Source organism: Veillonella sp. ACP1 (assembly GCF_000286635.1).
Classification (GTDB): Bacteria; Bacillota; Negativicutes; order Veillonellales; family Veillonellaceae; genus Veillonella; species Veillonella atypica.
Genome location: NZ_ALKL01000024.1, coordinates 44,859 through 62,600 on the forward strand (window position 1 = coordinate 44,859; position 17,742 = coordinate 62,600).

The following is a 17,742-nucleotide window of genomic DNA, read 5'->3' on the forward strand; positions in this document are numbered from 1 at the left end:
CTGACACGCGGAATATAATAGTAGTGAAATTGATAAAACCCGTTATTGCCAACCCAACCGTTAGACAGAGAAAGGAGGGCCTACGGCCTCTCTCTTATCCGTATAACAAAAAAATAATTTCTAAGTCAGGTTAGAGTGGATGTGAAAAAAGATACCCCATGAAAAAACGACTTTGGCCCTGCCCCGTAGGGGACAGACCCGGCCGGTGGAGTTTTTTCGTGGGGTATCTTTTGATTATCGTTCTAGCCGTTGACTAGAAATTATTTTTTGTTATAGTCACCAAACCATTTATCATAGATTTTTTGGTATGTGCCGTCTTCTTTAAGTTCTTTAAGAGCTTTGTTAACAGCTTGTTGTAATTCTGTGTTGCCTTTTTTAACACCAAGTACTGTACCAGGTGCTTTTGTAGGTTCGCCTACGAGTTTAAGGTCTTTGTCAGCGCCTTGTTTTAGGTAGTACATAGCAACTGCGTTATCGATGATTGCGCCATCGATTGTACCGGCTTTTAATTCCATAAAGATATTGGCGTTGGAGTCCATTTCTTTTACTGTTGTGTTAGGAATTTTTTTAGCCATGTCTGCAGGAACAGTACCGATTTGAACGCCTACAGTTTTGCCAGCAAGTTCATCCATGTTATGGATTGTGGAGTTGTCTTTACGAACAACTGTGATGAAACCGCCTTGGTCAAAGTATACATCAGAGAAGTCTAATGCTTTTTCACGTTCAGGAGTTGCGTTGATGCCTGCTGCGATCATGTCGATGTCGCCAGATTGAACTGCTGGAATCAAAGCGTCGAAGCCCATGGATTTGAATTCCATTTTTAGGCCCAATTTTTTAGCGATTGCTTCGGACAAATCAACGTCGAAACCAACGTATTTATCGCCTTCAGTGAATTCGAATGGTGGGAATGTAGTTTCAGAACCTACACGCAACACACCAGCCTCTTGTGTCATTTTGCTTTTTTCACTGCCACAACCAGCCAATAAACCCATAGCAGCAACGGCTACGAGTGCGATAGCTGTTAATTTTTTGAATTTAAACATAGTATCCTCCTCAAACATGATACAAACATATTAATCTGCTTATATTGTACGGAATTTTGAACCAATAGGCAATAACATTGTATAATTAAAGGTGCGAAAACAATTTATGTACATGAAATGTACCTTTTACCAAATAAGGTCGGTTATTTATACATACATTTAGGAGGACCTATGTCTCTTACTGAACAATTTTCCAATGCTTGTGAAAGCTTCGCCCAAGAGGCTTTCACCATTAATTATACATTGGCGAAGAATCCTGAACTGTCTAGTCATGAATTTAAATCCGTTAAGACAATCGGAGCTGTTCTTGAAAAGCACGGCATCCCTGTGACTTATGAGTTCTGCAATTTGCCGACTGCTTTTAAGGCGTCTGCTGTGAAAGTAGATCATCCTAAAGGGCGTTTAGCGATTTTATGCGAATACGATGCGTTGCCAGATGTGGGTCATGCGTGCGGACATTGTGCGAGTGGATCTATGAGCACCTTGGCAGCCCTTGCATTACATAAGATGCAGCAAGATGGCGTAGCTTTCAACATGGACATCGACATCATCGGTACCCCTGATGAGGAAGCAATGGGGTGTAAGGTGGATATGTGCAACGCTGGCGTATTTAAGGACTATGATTTTGCCATTATGGTCCATCTCGATGGTGAAGAAACGCGCCCAAACTCGCAATTCCTAGCCCTCGACTGTTTCCGCGCCAAGTACCATGGTAAATCGGCCCATGCGGCAGGCGAACCTTGGAATGGTATCAATGCGGTAAATGGCGTGCAACTCGCCATCCATGCCATGGATATGCTGCGCCAACAAGTGCGATCAGAATCTCGAATCGGTACGTGGATCATTAATGGCGGTACCGCGTCTAACGTCATTCCAGCCTATGGCGAACTAGAAGTGACCGTGCGCCATACAGAACGGGAGTATTTGAACGGTTTGTCCGAGCAAATTAAAAAGATTTTTGAAGGCGCTGCCCTTTGTACCGGAACGACTGTAGACGTTGAGTTTTACGGCAACCCTTACGATGATATGAACCAAAACCATCGCGGTACACACCTCATCGAAGACGTGATGGCTGATATGGGCCTCGATTTTGAACCAGGTCCAGCAGACATTGGCGGCAGTTCCGATATCGGTAATGTGAGCTATCAATGCGCTGCATTTCATCCTAAACTACGCTTGGCAGGCCCAGATAAGGTGTGCCATGCGAAGGAGTTTGCGGACGCCATGCTCGAACCAACCATAGAACAAACCATTGTAGATGGCGCTAATATCATTGGTCGTACATTGTTGAGCTTAGTTGAGAATCCAGCTGTTTTAGAAGAAATTGTAGCCGAGTTCAACAGTACTAAGTAGTTTCTAATCGAGATTCACAATGTTAATAAAGTGCTTCCTATATCTATCGGGAGAGCTGTAATATCGTAGATAGAATTCGGTATCTGTTTCAGAGTTATTGATAATAGATGATAATGAAATACTGCCATTTATAAAGCTACAATTTTTGGTAAAATAGGCACCTACCTCAACGTCGTGGTGATAGAGCGCCCATACTACGTCATTGCCAGCGATGAATTGGATGTATTTAAATTCAAGAAGTTCAAATAAACCGGCTATGGTTATATCATCAGGTACGGTAAATTTTTCACGATGATGACTCATATCATCGGCTGCACAAACGGCATCTCGATCGATTAGTATATGCATATGATTTCACATCCTTTGAACCGATAATTCTATAAATTATATGCTATCTTTATTGTACATCAATCAAAAATTTTTTTGATCTATTTTCTACCCTGTATTAAAGGAGGTTGTATGTCCTCATCTGAACCATTAGATATCAAAAATTATATAGGTCTTACTGGCGATACCCCGATTCGATTCATCGCGTCCGACGTGGACGGTACCTTGGTGAATGACGCGAAATCCGTGGACCCTGAGGTGGTGGCCGCTGTTCGTGCCGCTCGTGAAAGCGGTATTCGCGTGGCTATCGCATCGGGCCGTGCGTGGCATGAAATGGATGATGTTATCGATGCCATGCCGTGCTTGCGCTACTTTGTGTGCACCAATGGCGCCTATGTCATGGATAAAGAGGAACAAAAAGAACTCGTTCATATCTCCTTTGATAAAACCCGTGCCATAGATTTAGTACGGAAACTCATGACCTACGGTGTGTTTGTAGAGGCTTATGTGAAAGCCGAAATTTTCGGCCAATATCCAACAGTGGGCAATGAAACATCACAAGCGGAGCATTTCTTTAGACCTAATATTAGACCTTTTATCTTGAAAACGCGCACGATGGTGCCTGATTTATTGGCACATCTAGAATCTTTGCCAGAAGGACCGGAGAAAATCCAAATCTTTTACGGCGATGAACGTATACGTGAGCGCATCCTAGCCGATTTACGCGATGAGTTTCAAGGGGCAGCCACAGATGGTAAAGGGCGCGAACGTTTTTACGATGTCCTTGAATCAAGCGAAGGGAATTTAGAATTTGTATTGCCTCATACGACAAAAGGCACGGCTGTAGAGGCTTTGGCTAACCATTGGGGCTATACGCCTGACGAAGTGATGACTATTGGTGACAGCGAAAATGATCTATCTATGATCCGCTTTGCTGGCGCTAGTGTAGCCATGGGGAATGCACGAGATAATGTGAAAGCTGCCGCACGCTATACGACAACGGATAATAACAATTACGGTGTAGCTCGTGCACTCTATTCGGCTATTGCACATAATCGCGAATTAGAAGGTAAATAGAAGTATACTCGATAGTGAATTGACCATTAATCCCATGATTGATTGTGAGGTGATGTAATATGGGCAATCTAAAATTTGATATAGACGATACCTGCGTTAAATGCGGTGCTTGCGCTGAAGACTGCCCAGTACAATGCATCACCGAAGGAACCACTAAATTTATTATTGGTAACGGCTGTATCCGCTGTGGTGATTGCTATTCAATCTGCCCTGTTGGAGCCGTACAAATGCATAAGCTACTTAAAGATAGTACAGGCCTGTAGTAATTTGAAATGGGTGAGTGTAATAGGCCGTCTAAAAAAAGAACAGGCCTGTACTAATCTGAAACGGGCACGTGTAATAGGCCTTCTAAAAATAGAACAGGCCTGTAGTAATTTGAAATGGGCACGTGTGATAGGCCATCTAAAAAAATAGAACAGGCCTGTTCTATTTTAAAATAGGTATGTGAAAGGTCGACATTAGAACCTTTAAGATATGAAATAGACGAAAAATCCGAACGTTAAAAAGTATTTTATAACTTTCATACGGAATATATGGAGTACATATGGTTCCTATGGTATAATAGACTGTAATAAAAAATTGGCGTTTTGTTTGTAAAACGCACCCCCAGTACAGGAATGTATGGACATTATAAATTGGTGAATATACTTTCACAAATAGATGCATACGGAGGAACTATGGAAAACAAGGAATTTGTTATTGTTGTCGATTTTGGCGGTCAATATAATCAGTTGATTGCACGCCGCGTTCGTGAAAATCATGTATACTGCGAAGTATATCCATACAACAAAGCATTAGAAAAAATTAAGGAGTTGAAGCCGCAAGGTATCATCTTTACTGGTGGCCCTAACAGTGTGTACGAAGAGAATTCCCCTAAAATTGAAAAGGAAATCTTTGAACTTGGCATTCCAGTTCTTGGCATGTGCTACGGTATGCAATTTATGGCACATACATTGGGTGGCGAAGTTAAATCTGCGGACAACCGCGAATTTGGTAAAACACCTACTAAAGTGGATACTACATCCCCATTGTTCAAAGGATTGGACGAAGACCAAGTTGTTTGGATGTCCCACGTTGACTATGTAGCAAAAGTTCCTGAAGGGTTCGAAATCATTGCGCATACAAAAGACTGCCCTGTTGCATCTATGCAAAATAAAGAACGCAAATTATACGCTATGCAATATCATGCAGAAGTATTACACACTGAACATGGTAAAGAAATGCTTCACAACTTCTTGTACGAAGTATGTGGCTTCACAGGCACATGGACAATGGCAAACTATGCAAAAACTGCTATTGAAGAAATCCGTAACACTGTAGGCGATGGAAAAGTATTGTTAGCATTGTCTGGCGGTGTAGATAGCTCTGTTGCAGCAGCTCTTATTTCTAAAGCTGTTGGCGACCAATTGACTTGTATCTTTGTTGACCATGGTTTAATGCGTAAAAACGAAGGCGATGAAGTTGAAGCAGCTTTCAAAGATTCCGGCATGCATTTCATCCGCGTCGATGCAGAAAAACGTTTCTTAGATAAATTGGCTGGTCTTGAAGATCCAGAAGCGAAACGTAAAGCTATCGGCGAAGAATTCATCCGTGTATTCGAAGATGAAGGTCGTAAAATCGGCTCCGTTGACTTCTTGGCGCAAGGTACAATCTACCCTGACGTTATTGAGTCCGGTACTGGTGAAGCAGAAGTTATCAAATCTCACCACAACGTAGGCGGCTTGCCTGCAGTTGTAGACTTCAAAGGCCTTATCGAACCATTGCGCAACCTCTTCAAAGACGAAGTACGTGAACTTGGTTCTGAATTAGGCTTGGCTGACTATCTCGTATGGCGTCAACCATTCCCAGGTCCTGGTCTTGCTATCCGCGTAATGGGCGAAATCACGAAAGACAAACTCGACATCTTGCGTGATGCGGACTACATCTTCCGTGATGAAATTGCAAAAGCTGGCCTTGATCGCAGCATCAACCAATACTTTGCAGTATTAACATCTACACGTACCGTAGGCGTTATGGGTGACTTCCGTACATACGATTACACATTGGCATTGCGTGGCGTAACAACAACAGACTTCATGACTGCTGACTGGGCGCGCATCCCTTACGACGTATTGGACACAATCTCCCGTCGTATCGTAAACGAAGTACAACACATTAACCGTATCGTGTACGATATTACATCTAAACCACCTGCAACAATTGAGTGGGAATAAAAATTAGAACAACATCGTATTTAAAGAATACATATACAAAGGCCTTTCATCGTTATGGTGAGAGGCCTTTTGTGAAAGTAGTAGTTGCTCTAATTTATTTTGTTGTTGCTAGTAGATATCTTTAAGGAAATAAGGGTATGGAAACTATAAAAGAATTTTTAGTTAGTGACATATATTTAGATATTATAAAAGAACTAGGTGTCGACAACTTTAATCAAGACGTACAAAGTGTTGAAGTAGAAGAGCTAAAAAATCGATTAAGACAGAGACAATTCTTACTAGAAGGCTTTAATTGTAAGGTGCTTTCAGAAAAAGAGATGGTGCAGTTTTACGCGCAAATGATAGAAGAATATGGAAAAGATATTATCGTTTGGTCTAAAAAGTTTTTGCAATATAGTGACGATACTATTGAGGAGTATCCTGATGGAGAATTTCCAAAAGGAGAGAAAATATCTGAGGAGGATGTATCAACTACAATTGAAATAGGAAAATATTCTAAAATGAGTATTGCTTTGTATATAATTGAGTTCGATCTCTTGAAGAACCATCAAGAGATAGTAGCTGACTATTATAAAAGATTGGGCATTCCTCGGGCCGCGAAATATGCAAAAGACATAATAGCATTTTATAAAGAGGTTTTTACTTTAGGTATTTAAATATTAATGATTGAGGGCTGTTTTGTTACAGCCCCTTTTATGTTATACAAAAAAATTGGTATACTGATTTTAAGTTATAGATTTTGGTTAAACAGTTGTTTGAAAATAGAGGTCCTATGAAAACGACAAAATCTTTTGGCGAGTATCCCAAATATTCTCTCCATGATGCAAGGGTCCAAAAAATAGCATACGGAGATGGTAATTTAACTTTTATCTTTGATTATATTTTTTCTTATGAGAATGGTGTTGAACAAACTCATAAGGCCAAGATTGTATTTGAGAAATGTGATGTTGATGATCTAGAAATTCTTGTCTTTAATAGTACAATATTAGATACTTTCACAGGTAAAAGAATTGAGTTACCTCAGTATCAGCAGGATTATAGTGAAAGTGAGTTCGAGGTCATTACAGAGACTTATAACTGGGGTCGAGCTGTGCTGCAGGGTTGGTTATGGACCGAAGGGAATCCTGTACATTGTATAATGAACATATACTTTACAGGTGATATGGTATATGTAGTTGATGAGAGCTTGTAAAATAAATCTTTCAACATAAACCGTATAGGAGTAAATAACTATGGGCTATAAAAATGTATGTGTAAACTGCCGAATCTCCTTGTCGGAGGGCACAAACTACGAGTTGTTTAATACAAATAAAACCTGTCCTATATGTAAAGGTAAAATGTACTTTGTAAATGAGAAGTTTAAAGCTCCTAAAAAATCTAATGATAAAGAGTGGAAGATTATAGAGTATTTGTTATTGAGTGGCTATGATTTTAGGAATCCCATTTATGGAACTGAGAGATATATGTATTTCGAGTTTCCAAAGAACTTACAGGAGGCGGAGGCATTCGTTCGTGAGATGAGAAAGTTATAGTAAACTATATGAGCAAAGCGCTTTAATGATATGTAAATCAGCATTATCATATTACATAGTATATAAATTGAGAATAGAATATGCATAGTGAAGGCTACACAAGAGAATATGTCTTGGTGTAGCCTTTAGTGGTTAAACAGTATATACTTAGGGTAATAGCAACATAAATTTTAAAGAGAGGAGGCAAAACTATGTGTGAAGTAACAATAACACAAGCTACAGCAGAATTGCCTATGCTTGTAAAAAAACTACAGACAGGAGAAGAGTCTGTTGTGTATATCAAACAAGATGGACGGACTGTAGCACAGCTTACACTATCTGAAGACAATAGGCAAACAGAGTCTAAAGTGGATGTGTCGAAACGTATAGGCATTGCAAAAGGTAAATTTAAAATGCCAAAAGATTTTGATAAATGGGATAAAGATATAGAAGAACTGTTTGGAGATACAATATGAATATATTATTGGACACACATTATTTACTATGGTCTATTTTAGGTGATGATTCATTATCTAAAGAAGCAAGTGATATGATAATGAATCCAAATAATAATATTTATTACAGTATTCTTTCACTATGGGAAATTGAAATTAAGCATCTTAAACGTCCAATGTGTATGCCTATTGATGCAGTAATGGTAGAAGATAGCTGTGCGGGGGCGGGTTTTACATTGTTACCTATATTGGTTCCACATGTGTTAGCACTATCTACATTACATCGTGATGAGAATGCTAAAGCTCATAAAGATCCATTTGACCGTTTGTTAATTGCTCAGGCTAAAACATCTGATATGATATTTTTAACACATGATGAGCTTTTACCAGATTATAATGAACCATGTATTTGTTTTATGTAATATGAAAGATTAAATAATATGCTTATACGAAAAGCCACTACCGATGATTTAGACATTGTTACAAATATAGAATCCACCTGTTTCCCACCAGCCGAAGCAGCCCCTCGTGAAGCGTTTAAAGAGCGCCTTGCTCATTATGCAGACCATTTCCTTATAATTTTTGATGGCGATACACCTATTGGTTTTATCGATGGATTTGTAACGGATGATGAAATCCTAACCGATGAGATGTTTGCTGATGCATCTATGCACAATCCTGATGGGGCATGGCAGATGATTTTTGGTCTAAATACAATGCCAGCGTATCGCAATCGCGGTGTAGGGGGGCAGTTGATTGAGGCTTTCATAGACTTGGCCAAAGAAGAAAATCGAAAAGGCGTTATTCTAACCTGTAAGGAAGAAAAGATACCTTATTACGCCAAGTTTGGTTTTCTAAATGAAGGCGAATCAGAGTCTGATCACGGCGGTGCTAAATGGTATCAAATGCGGATTGTATTTTAGGTGCTTAGAAATGAGTAGAGATTAACTATTTATGGTTTTACAATAAAACTGAATATAATAGTTTCCATAAAAAAGAAGCTGAAATCTTGCAGATTAGCATTGGTTTCAGCTTCTTTTTTGTTGGGAAAAGTATTGGTATTGTATTTAAATAATTTCTTTAACTTGCGCCACGCCTTTATCGGTCAGCATATAGTATCCATTTGTTACATATAACAAGCCTCGTTTCTTAAGGTGTGTTGCGGCTTGGTGGGTATAGTCTGGTTTCCAGTTCAAGTGTTCGTGAATGGTGCCGATACCATTTTCAATGGCCGCCACAGGTGTATTCATATGGGTGTAGATGTGGCAGAGCATCATCGTTTCTCGATAGTGACGACGCAAGTGGCGTTGGCGAAGATAGGTTGCAATATAGCCTGTCTTTGGTGTGCAAATAACGGCAATTAATAATGCGAGACCAATCGTTGTTGCGATAGCGCCTGCAATGGATATGTCTAGGGTGAAAGCGACTTCTGTACCGATGATGGCACAGATAATGCCGATGATGATACTGCTAATGAGCATGGCTTTCACAGAGTCCGTCCATAAATAAGCGATAACCGCAGGTCCAATCATGAGGCCGATAACGAGGATGGCGCCTACTGCTTGGAATGAAGCCACCACAGTGAGGGACACCATGGTCATCAACACGTAGTGGATGAGGGCGGGCATGAAGCCGAAGAGCCCTGCTAATAGAGGATCGAAGGTAGATAGCTGCAATTCCTTGTAGAAGAGCATAACTAATAGGAGGTTGATGACCGCTACTCCAAGAGAAATCCATAGTGATACAGGACCTAAGTCGGTACCGTTTACAATCCATCTGTCGAATGGGGCGAATGCGATTTCCCCTAGAAGTGCCGTATCTACGTCAAGGTGTGCGTTGCCGCTATAGAGACTGACGAGGATGATGGCGATGGAGAATAGAAGGGGAAAGATGATACCAATGGACGCGTCTTCGTTGACGAGGCCCGTGTTATGAAGCATCTCTGTAAGCCACACTGTTCCTACGCCGACTACGGTTGCCCCTACTAAAAGCAAGGGAGAGTTTAAGTCTTCTGTTACAAAGAAAGCGAGTACGATGCCGAGAAATACGGTATGCGTAATGGCGTCGGCCATCATGGACATGCGGCGTAGCACGAGGAATACACCAGGGATAGCGCACGCGATAGATACTGTAATGGCGATGAGTAAAATCTCTGTATGTACTGTCATGGGGCACCTCTTTTCCGGAATTGCCACAAGATGCCTCTATTAGGTGCAAATATGAGGCTCAACAGTACAATAACCGACAGAATGACGATGATTGCAGGACCTGTAGGCAGTTTTTGTACTGTTGTACTCCAAATGGTTCCGCCAATAGCAGATACCATACCGAAACATCCTGCTAGTATACACATGGTACCTAGCTTGTTCGTCCACTGACGGGCCCCTACGGCTGGTGCAATAAGGAGCGAACTGATTAAGATAGCACCTACTGATTGAATGCCGATGATGATGGTCATGATCAATAGGGAACGATATAAAATGAGGGTAAAAGTGACGGGAATTTGCAATGTTTTGGCGTATTCTACGTCAAAGGAAATGAGCTTTAGCTCTTTCCAAAATAAGGCTGTTAAAACGATAATGATGAGCGCTGCCGCCGATGTAATGTACACATCGCGAGCTAATATGGTGGCGGCCTGTCCAAATATAAATTTTGAAAGCCCCGCCTGACCCGCATTGTTTAGACTTTGAAGGTAGGTGAGTAGAACCATACCAAGACCAAAGAAAGCAGATAGTATAGTAGCCAGAGCGCCATCGAATTTGATTTTACTATTTTCTACGGTGATGGTAATGAGCCATGCCGCAGTGATAGAGGACAGGGCAGCACCTATAATGAGTACCTCAATGTCTTTTATACCGGTCAGCAAGAATGCGATGACTACACCAGGCAGTGCTGCGTGGGAGAGACCGTCACCGATGAGGCTTTCTTTGCGCAGTACTGCGAAGGTGCCTGCAATACCACTGGCAAGGCCCAAGAGAGCCGTGCCGAGCAATACCATCTGTGTCGTATAGGATTGGAGTATGGTCATACAATCCTCCCCTTGCCGTAGGTGCGCTCGATGGCCTCATCGGTAAAGGTCTCTGCTACGGGACCATAGGCAACAGTTTGCTTATTGACCATCGTTACCCAGTCGAAATATTGAGGTACCGTATTTAAATCGTGATGTACGACGATCACCGTTTTGCCGCGCGCTTTCATTTCTTGTAAAAGAGAGATAATGGCGTGCTCCGTCGTTTTATCGACGCCCTTGAAAGGCTCGTCCATGAGGTAAATATCTGCTTCTTGTACGAGGGCTCTTGCGAGGAATACACGCTGCTGTTGGCCCCCTGAAAGTTGACGAATTTGCCTATTTACATAGTCGCTCATGCCCATTTTTTCAATCATGGAGAGGGCAAGTTCCCTATCCTTTTTACTTGGTCGTTTGAACCAACCTAGATGACCATAGCGGCCCATAAGTACGACATCTAATACGGTAGTAGGAAAGTCCCAGTCTACGCTACCGCTTTGAGGGACATAGGCGATTTTCTTGTAATCCTTTTTGTCCATCGCAAGGTGATGGTCGATATAAAACTTAACACTACCTGAGATAACTGTTAATAGGCCTAACATGGCCTTTAATAATGTAGATTTACCGGCTCCATTAGGGCCGACGATAGCCGCTAAGGAACCGATGGGTACCTTCATATCTACGTCCCATAATACGGGTTTTGTCGTATAGGCTACGGTCATATCTTCAACTTCAACGGCCCATTCCATAGAGACCTCCTTTTATCATTGTTTATTTAAGTGCTTTAGCGATGGTATCGATATTGGCTTTTACCATACCGATATATGTGCCGCCTTCAGTGCCTTCAGAACCGAGGGAGTCGGAGTATAATTCGCCACCGATGGCAACGTTCCAACCTTTAGCCTTAGCTGCTTCTTGAACGGCTTCAATTGTTTTGTGCGGTACAGAAGATTCTACGAAGATCGCTTTAATTTTGTGATCTACGATGAATTGCACAAGTTCATTCACATCTTGTGTGCCTGCTTCTGTAGCAGTACTTACACCTTGCAAACCTTTTACTTCAAAGCCATACGCACGAGCAAAGTATTGGAAGGCATCGTGTGCTGTTACGAGAACGCGAGATTCTTTAGGAATTGATTCTGCTTGAGTTTTGATGTATGCATCTGTTTCATCTAATTTAGTGAGGTATGCATCATAGCGTTTTTTGAAATCCTCTTTGTGAGCTGGGTCTGCTTTTGAAAGTCCTTCGTATACAGCCTTGGCTGCAAGTTTCCAATTTGCTACATCGAACCAAATATGAGGGTCTTTAGTTTTCACGCCATCTTCTTCGTCAAAGTCGAGTAGAGTAGCTGGATTAATGGCGTCGGATACGCGGATAGTAGCTTTATTTTGTTTTGTTAAATTGTCGAAAATAGAACCCATTTTACCTTCTAAGTGAACACCGTTGTACACTACAACATCTGCCTTAGACATAGTTGTTACATCGCCGGCGCTTGCTTGGTAGAGGTGAGGGTCTACGCCAGGACCCATGAGTCCTTGGACGGACACATGGTCACCGCCAATTTCTTTTACTAAATCCGTTAACATCGTCGTAGTGGCAACGACGTTTAATTTCTTCTGGTTGTCTTGTGCTGCATCTTTTCCACAGCCTGCTAATGCGAATAACATAAATGCTAATGATACGACTATTAGCAAGATTCGATTGAATTTCATAATAAACCTCCTTTTATAGGTACTGAGTTTAACATCTTTGGTTATCTTATTAACTACCCTTATTTAAGCGGAAAAATAGCCGATACTAACGTAGCGGCTATTGGCAGTTATACAGTCTTCTGCTAGGGTCATGATTATTTAGTGGATAAGAGCTTGTAGATGGTTTGGCCCAACGAGGGCAACGATACCAAGTACCATCATGACCTTCATTTGAATACGCTTTCTACGTCTCATGATGAACCTCCTTTTGTAATTTTGTTACATCAACTTGATGTGTAATCCGATCAATTTAGTCAATATGAATATAACATAGATGAGAAAAATTATCAATAAAAATTATTCTATACATATATTTTTTAATAATAGACTACATTTTGCAGTTGGGTATTTTTTTCTTCATCTTTATCGAGTATTATATATGTATATTTATTATATTAATTTCGAGGGGGAACAAACCATGAATATATTAACTCGATTCGCGTGTGCTGCTGTTCTTACATTTGCGGTAGGTGCTATGATGCCTGCTCATGCTGATGCGGCTGCGGGTAGATTTACAGAAGCACCTCGCGAGGTATCCATCGTTAAACCTACGATGCCAGCTATTCCAAATGGAATTACCGTAGCAGATCATATGCGTGTACGATTCCTAATTAACAAACAAGGCAAGGTTGAAAATGTTTTTGTAGAACAATCCTCTGGTTATGGTCCTGTTGATGAGGCTGTGAAAGCTGCTATTAGACAATGGGAATTTACGCCGGCTATTGGCACAGATCAAAAAGCCCATGCATCCATCATAGGCATGACAATTACATTGCCAAAGGGTAATGCTCCAGCTAAGTCCGGCAATGGTAAATTGACGGTAGACAAATCACAGTCTAATGATAATCATGCATCTGATGTGAATGCGAAAGCGAATGGTCCTAAGGCAAAATAAGGAGTGAAACAGTCTAGGACTCAATAATGAGAGTAGTCATAAGACTAAATGAGGAGAAAGATGATGAGTAATGTATTGCGTTGTGTTGCCTTAACGGCATTAATTATGTCCATGTCTGCCGCTGTTTCTTTGGCGGCCACACCTTATGAAGCGCCAAAAGCAGTATCTACACCAGGCTTTGATTCTGGTGTACTACATGGTTATGCCGGTGATGCAACTGTTGTTAATGTAAACTTTACTATTAATACAGATGGATCCGTTTCTCATGTAGAATTACAAGGGTCTACTGGTAGTAGTGATGCGGATGCATCCATTGTAAACACGATTTCTACATGGAAATTTACACCGGCTACGGATAGCAATGGCAATCCTGTAGAGGCATCTAAAACTGAATATATTGATTTGAGAAATTAATAGAAGGCACTCATACATTGTATGGGTGCCTTTTTATGTGCTGGTGAAAGTACTTAAGGATTTAATTATATTGGGTGAAAGTGTTTTGTGGCTCAATTATCTTGGGAAATGTATCTGTAGCAACTGAAAATCACTTTCAAAATAAATATAATAAAAGTATATTTAATATAGTAATAATATATTGTATATATTAATAGTCTTTGACCCCTGGAGGTATAAGCATATGAATCCATTACAGCAAAAGCTAGACATTAATAACGAACGGTACAGAATTATTGTATCTATTAAAGAGGATTATTTAGATGGTAAATTATCCTTGGAAGAGGGTAACCGTATTTTAAAAGAAAAGTTAGGCACTTGTACGCCTGACGAATTTGCTTATGCAGAGCAAAGTTTGAAAGGTGTCTATAAGGATGAAGAAATACTAGACAAGATGGATGATTTGTTGAATTTATTTGATGGTATATTAGTGCGTGCCGAAAATGAGTACCCAGAGAATCATCCGTTGTGGGCTTATTTAGAAGAAATTAATGCGGTTGAAAAGGTAGCTCTTGAAGCGGATGAATTGTTAAAACAAGATAAGTTTATTAAAAATCCTTGGCTTGGTGTTTTTGATTCCTTAGCAGAATGGCGTATCCATCTATCTCGTAAGCAAAATCAATTATATCCAATGTTAGAGAATCATGGTTTTGATCGTCCTACGCGTATTATGTGGACTTTTGATGATGGCGTGCGCGATGCTATCTCTGCATCCTATGCATTGCTTCGTGAAGATAAATATGAGGAGTTTTTAGCATCTGTTCCAGAAACACTGGCAAAGTTACGTGATTTGAACTCTAAGGAGTTAGAGGTTTTATTGCCAACATCCTTTAAATTATTAAGCGATGAAGAGTTTGTGCGCATGAGCAAAAATGACCATGAAATCGGTTATGCTATTATTAACGCACCGGGTTTATATGTAGTGCCAGGTATTAACGATTCCGCAGCCCAATTAAATGGAAATGCTGTTGGTCAAAATAGTGCAGTATCTAATGAGTTCCTAAACGATTTAGCAGGTCTATTATCTAAATACGTTGGTCCTGTAGGTGGAACACAAGTTGGTAAGGATACAGTCCTCGATGTAGCAACAGGTAAATTGACCTTAGAGCAAATTAATTTGTTGTTCCGCCATCTACCTGTGGATTTATCCTATGTAGATGAAAATGAACTCGTTAAATTCTACAGTGATACACCACATCGCATTTTCCCTCGTAGTGCTAATGTTATTGGCCGTGAGGTGAAGAATTGCCATCCTGCGAAGTCTGTTCATGTAGTAGAAGAAATCGTAGAGAAATTCCGTTCGGGAGAACAAAGCCAAGCAGAATTTTGGATCAATAAACCGGGCTTGTTTATCTATGTTATCTACACGGCCGTGCGCGATGAAAATGGTAAATTCCGAGGCGTACTAGAAATGATGCAAGATTGTACACATATTCGTGAACTTGAAGGTTCTCGTACATTGTTGACTTGGGATAAAACTGACTTTGTAGGCGATAATCAACACATTTATTAATAAAAATAAAAAGTAACTTTATTATTACAAAATGTGTTGCACTAATTTAAAATAAACATACAATAATTTACTTTTATTCATCTCTTTCGTGTATACAAATTTATTAAAAACAGGTAAAATAGAAATTATTAGAAGTATTTTCAATACACGTACCGATAGGTTTTTATAAAGTTATACGATAAAGGTGAGGATTAGAATGGCAACACGTCGCATTTGGAATCAAAGTGAAATCAAGACAAATCCGTTATTTTCTAAATTACGCAGCACCATTGAAACTGCGTTTTATGGCAATAACGTAAAACCTGTTACATCTGTAGCAGAAGCGTATACATTGGCAACGCAAGAACCAGGTGTCATTCTTCTTGATATGCCTGTATTTAAACCAGAAGAACAAGGTTTACCAGCTGATGCTAAAATTCTCGTAACTAATGATGGTAAAACGACTGGCCGCTATGCGAAGGCTCGCCGTATTATTGGTGATGAAGGTATTGATGAAGTCGAATTAGCCGGTATCGCTCGTGATGCTGTGTATGATAGTCGCAATAAAGAATGGATTTCTACACAAGTTGTGGTTGGTCTTGATCAAAAATTCACGGCTCGTGCTCATCTTATGATTCCAAAGGATCATGCATCCATCATGTATTCTTGGATTATGAACTTTAAATTCTTTGACGATGCAGTGAAAGAGTTCTATAACAACAGTAAAGATATTCCAGAAGGGGATATTTACATCTATTCTGACCCTGATTATGTTGTGCCAGGTCATCCAGGTGGTCTTGCTATTTTTGACCCTGCTCATAACTGCGCTATGATTCTTGGCATGCGTTATTTTGGAGAACATAAAAAAGGCACATTGACATTGGCTTGGTCCTTAGCAAACCGTTATGGCTACGTAGCCTGCCACGGCGGTATGAAACGCTATAACCTTAAAACTGGTAAGTCTTTCACAATCGGCGTATTTGGTCTATCCGGTTCCGGTAAATCTACATTGACTCACGAAAAACACAATGGTCGCTATGATATTTCTATCTTGCATGATGATGCATATATCATCAATACAAATGATTTGTCCTCCATTGCGATGGAACCAACATACTTTGATAAAATGCAGGATTATCCTGTGGAACACCCTGCTAACAAATATTTGTTAACATTACAAAACGTGGGTGTAACCCTCGATGAAAATGGTAATAAGGTCGTATTGGCTGAGGACGTGCGCAACAATAATGGCCGTGCTATTAAATCCCAATTCTGGACAGATAATCGCGTAAACCACGTGGACGAACCGGTTAATGCCATTGTGTGGCTGATGAAAGATAAAACATTGCCACCAATCCTTAAAATCGACGACCCTGTATTAGCTGCCACTATGGGTGCAACCCTTGCAACACGCCGCTCTACTGCGGAAAAACTCGATGCCAACGTCGATCCAAATGCACTCGTTATTGAACCATATGCAAACCCATTCCGTACCTATCCGTTAGTTCGTGATTATGAAAGCTACAAAAAACTCTTCAAAGAATGTGGCGTAGATTGTTATATCATGAACACCGGATTCTTCCTTGAAAAGAAAATCCCTAAAGAAGTGACCCTTGATTTATTAGAACGCCTAGTAGAAGGAGACCTACAATTCGAACCATTCGGTGCCTATGAAAACCTATCCTACGTAGAAGTGCCAGGATTCGAACCACCATTTGATGTACGTGAATACCACCACCAACTACACCAAGCCTTTGAATTCCGCTCTGAATACGTAGAAAAACTCAAAGACGGTAAAAATGAATTACCACACGAAGTACTTGATGTACTAAAAACTTTAATGTAACACTTTACAATAACCGAAATAGCCCCTCTGGAAAAAACACGCTACTGCGCTAAAGCGGAGCCCGAAGTTTTTTCCAGAGGGGCTATTTCTTTTTCTGTATTTTTTACATTAAAGTTTTTATTACACCGGCGTTAATACAGACACGCTACTGCGCTACGCGGAGCCCGAAGTCGTTTGAGGAGGATTTTTTCATCCTTACTTATTCAGTAAGTACATTAAAGTTTTTATCATATCTGCGTTAAGAGAGATACGCTACTGGGCTAAAGCGGAGCCGGAAGTCATTTGTGACGGGCTGTTTTTACTTTGTCCTTTATGCTT

At 40.5% G+C, this 17,742-nt stretch carries 19 protein-coding genes; 13 read left to right on the forward strand and 6 right to left on the reverse strand.

The annotated features are described in order from the left end of the window. Positions 1-260: 260 nt before the first annotated feature. Entirely contained in the window at positions 261-1,043 is a 783-nt protein-coding gene (locus HMPREF1151_RS08300) for a basic amino acid ABC transporter substrate-binding protein (RefSeq protein ID WP_009661749.1), read from the reverse strand. A gap of 171 nt (positions 1,044-1,214) precedes the next feature. Here HMPREF1151_RS08300 and HMPREF1151_RS08305 point away from each other — a divergent pair, with 171 nt between their 5' ends. Next, complete coding sequence (locus HMPREF1151_RS08305; protein ID WP_009661704.1) at positions 1,215-2,396, forward strand: amidohydrolase; 1,182 nt, start codon at positions 1,215-1,217, stop codon at positions 2,394-2,396. A gap of 3 nt (positions 2,397-2,399) precedes the next feature. Here HMPREF1151_RS08305 and HMPREF1151_RS08310 read toward each other — a convergent pair whose 3' ends face one another. Continuing rightward, entirely contained in the window at positions 2,400-2,744 is a 345-nt protein-coding gene (locus HMPREF1151_RS08310; protein ID WP_009661790.1) for a hypothetical protein, read from the reverse strand. A 111-nt stretch (positions 2,745-2,855) separates the two neighbouring features. On the opposite strand from HMPREF1151_RS08310, the gene HMPREF1151_RS08315 reads away from it, so the two are divergent. The 8 genes from HMPREF1151_RS08315 to HMPREF1151_RS08355 all read left to right on the forward strand — a co-directional run bounded on the left by HMPREF1151_RS08315 (position 2,856) and on the right by HMPREF1151_RS08355 (position 8,902). Next, positions 2,856-3,800 (forward strand): Cof-type HAD-IIB family hydrolase, encoded by a 945-nt coding sequence (locus HMPREF1151_RS08315; protein WP_009661724.1) that lies wholly within the window; start codon positions 2,856-2,858, stop codon positions 3,798-3,800. A 59-nt stretch (positions 3,801-3,859) separates the two neighbouring features. Continuing rightward, positions 3,860-4,063 (forward strand): 4Fe-4S binding protein, encoded by a 204-nt coding sequence (locus HMPREF1151_RS08320; protein WP_009661783.1) that lies wholly within the window; start codon positions 3,860-3,862, stop codon positions 4,061-4,063. A 414-nt stretch (positions 4,064-4,477) separates the two neighbouring features. Further along, complete coding sequence (gene guaA, locus HMPREF1151_RS08325; protein ID WP_005381404.1) at positions 4,478-6,013, forward strand: glutamine-hydrolyzing GMP synthase; 1,536 nt, start codon at positions 4,478-4,480, stop codon at positions 6,011-6,013. A 137-nt stretch (positions 6,014-6,150) separates the two neighbouring features. Beyond that, positions 6,151-6,669, forward strand: a complete 519-nt coding sequence (locus tag HMPREF1151_RS08330) for a hypothetical protein (RefSeq protein WP_009661826.1) — start codon at positions 6,151-6,153, stop codon at positions 6,667-6,669. 116 nt (positions 6,670-6,785) lie between these two features. Next, complete coding sequence (locus HMPREF1151_RS08335; RefSeq protein WP_009661843.1) at positions 6,786-7,205, forward strand: hypothetical protein; 420 nt, start codon at positions 6,786-6,788, stop codon at positions 7,203-7,205. Between the two features lie 531 nt (positions 7,206-7,736). Beyond that, entirely contained in the window at positions 7,737-8,000 is a 264-nt protein-coding gene (locus HMPREF1151_RS08345; protein WP_009661849.1) for a type II toxin-antitoxin system Phd/YefM family antitoxin, read from the forward strand. Next, a complete protein-coding gene (locus HMPREF1151_RS08350; RefSeq protein ID WP_005384355.1) occupies positions 7,997-8,401 on the forward strand; it encodes a type II toxin-antitoxin system VapC family toxin in 405 nt (134 codons plus the stop codon). Before HMPREF1151_RS08345 ends, HMPREF1151_RS08350 begins: the two co-directional genes overlap by 4 nt. 18 nt (positions 8,402-8,419) lie before the next feature. Next, positions 8,420-8,902 (forward strand): GNAT family N-acetyltransferase, encoded by a 483-nt coding sequence (locus tag HMPREF1151_RS08355; protein WP_009661864.1) that lies wholly within the window; start codon positions 8,420-8,422, stop codon positions 8,900-8,902. Positions 8,903-9,046: 144 nt separating this feature from the next. Here HMPREF1151_RS08355 and HMPREF1151_RS08360 read toward each other — a convergent pair whose 3' ends face one another. Genes HMPREF1151_RS08360 through HMPREF1151_RS08375 form a run of 4 tightly spaced genes read right to left on the reverse strand, consistent with a single transcriptional unit; the run spans position 9,047 to position 12,699 of the window. Beyond that, positions 9,047-10,147, reverse strand: a complete 1,101-nt coding sequence (locus tag HMPREF1151_RS08360; RefSeq protein WP_009661801.1) for a metal ABC transporter permease — start codon at positions 10,145-10,147, stop codon at positions 9,047-9,049. Continuing rightward, entirely contained in the window at positions 10,144-11,007 is an 864-nt protein-coding gene (locus tag HMPREF1151_RS08365; RefSeq protein WP_005381446.1) for a metal ABC transporter permease, read from the reverse strand. Before HMPREF1151_RS08365 ends, HMPREF1151_RS08360 begins: the two co-directional genes overlap by 4 nt. Further along, entirely contained in the window at positions 11,004-11,735 is a 732-nt protein-coding gene (locus HMPREF1151_RS08370; RefSeq protein WP_009661800.1) for a metal ABC transporter ATP-binding protein, read from the reverse strand. Before HMPREF1151_RS08370 ends, HMPREF1151_RS08365 begins: the two co-directional genes overlap by 4 nt. Positions 11,736-11,757: 22 nt before the next feature. Next, complete coding sequence (locus HMPREF1151_RS08375) at positions 11,758-12,699, reverse strand: metal ABC transporter solute-binding protein, Zn/Mn family (protein WP_009661745.1); 942 nt, start codon at positions 12,697-12,699, stop codon at positions 11,758-11,760. 457 nt (positions 12,700-13,156) lie between these two features. On the opposite strand from HMPREF1151_RS08375, the gene HMPREF1151_RS08380 reads away from it, so the two are divergent. The 4 genes from HMPREF1151_RS08380 (at position 13,157) to HMPREF1151_RS08395 (ending at position 17,424) form a co-directional block, all read left to right on the forward strand. Further along, complete coding sequence (locus HMPREF1151_RS08380; RefSeq protein ID WP_005378233.1) at positions 13,157-13,633, forward strand: energy transducer TonB; 477 nt, start codon at positions 13,157-13,159, stop codon at positions 13,631-13,633. 63 nt (positions 13,634-13,696) lie between these two features. Continuing rightward, the gene (locus HMPREF1151_RS08385; protein WP_009661715.1) at positions 13,697-14,047 is read left to right on the forward strand and encodes an energy transducer TonB; all 351 of its coding nucleotides are present in this window, start codon (positions 13,697-13,699) and stop codon (positions 14,045-14,047) included. 223 nt (positions 14,048-14,270) lie between these two features. After that, on the forward strand, positions 14,271-15,599 hold the full coding sequence (locus HMPREF1151_RS08390; RefSeq protein ID WP_009661781.1) for a DUF438 domain-containing protein: 1,329 nt from the start codon (positions 14,271-14,273) through the stop codon (positions 15,597-15,599). Positions 15,600-15,795: 196 nt separating this feature from the next. After that, positions 15,796-17,424, forward strand: coding sequence for a phosphoenolpyruvate carboxykinase (ATP) (locus tag HMPREF1151_RS08395; RefSeq protein ID WP_009661837.1), 1,629 nt, complete (start codon positions 15,796-15,798; stop codon positions 17,422-17,424). Positions 17,425-17,742 lie beyond the last annotated feature (318 nt).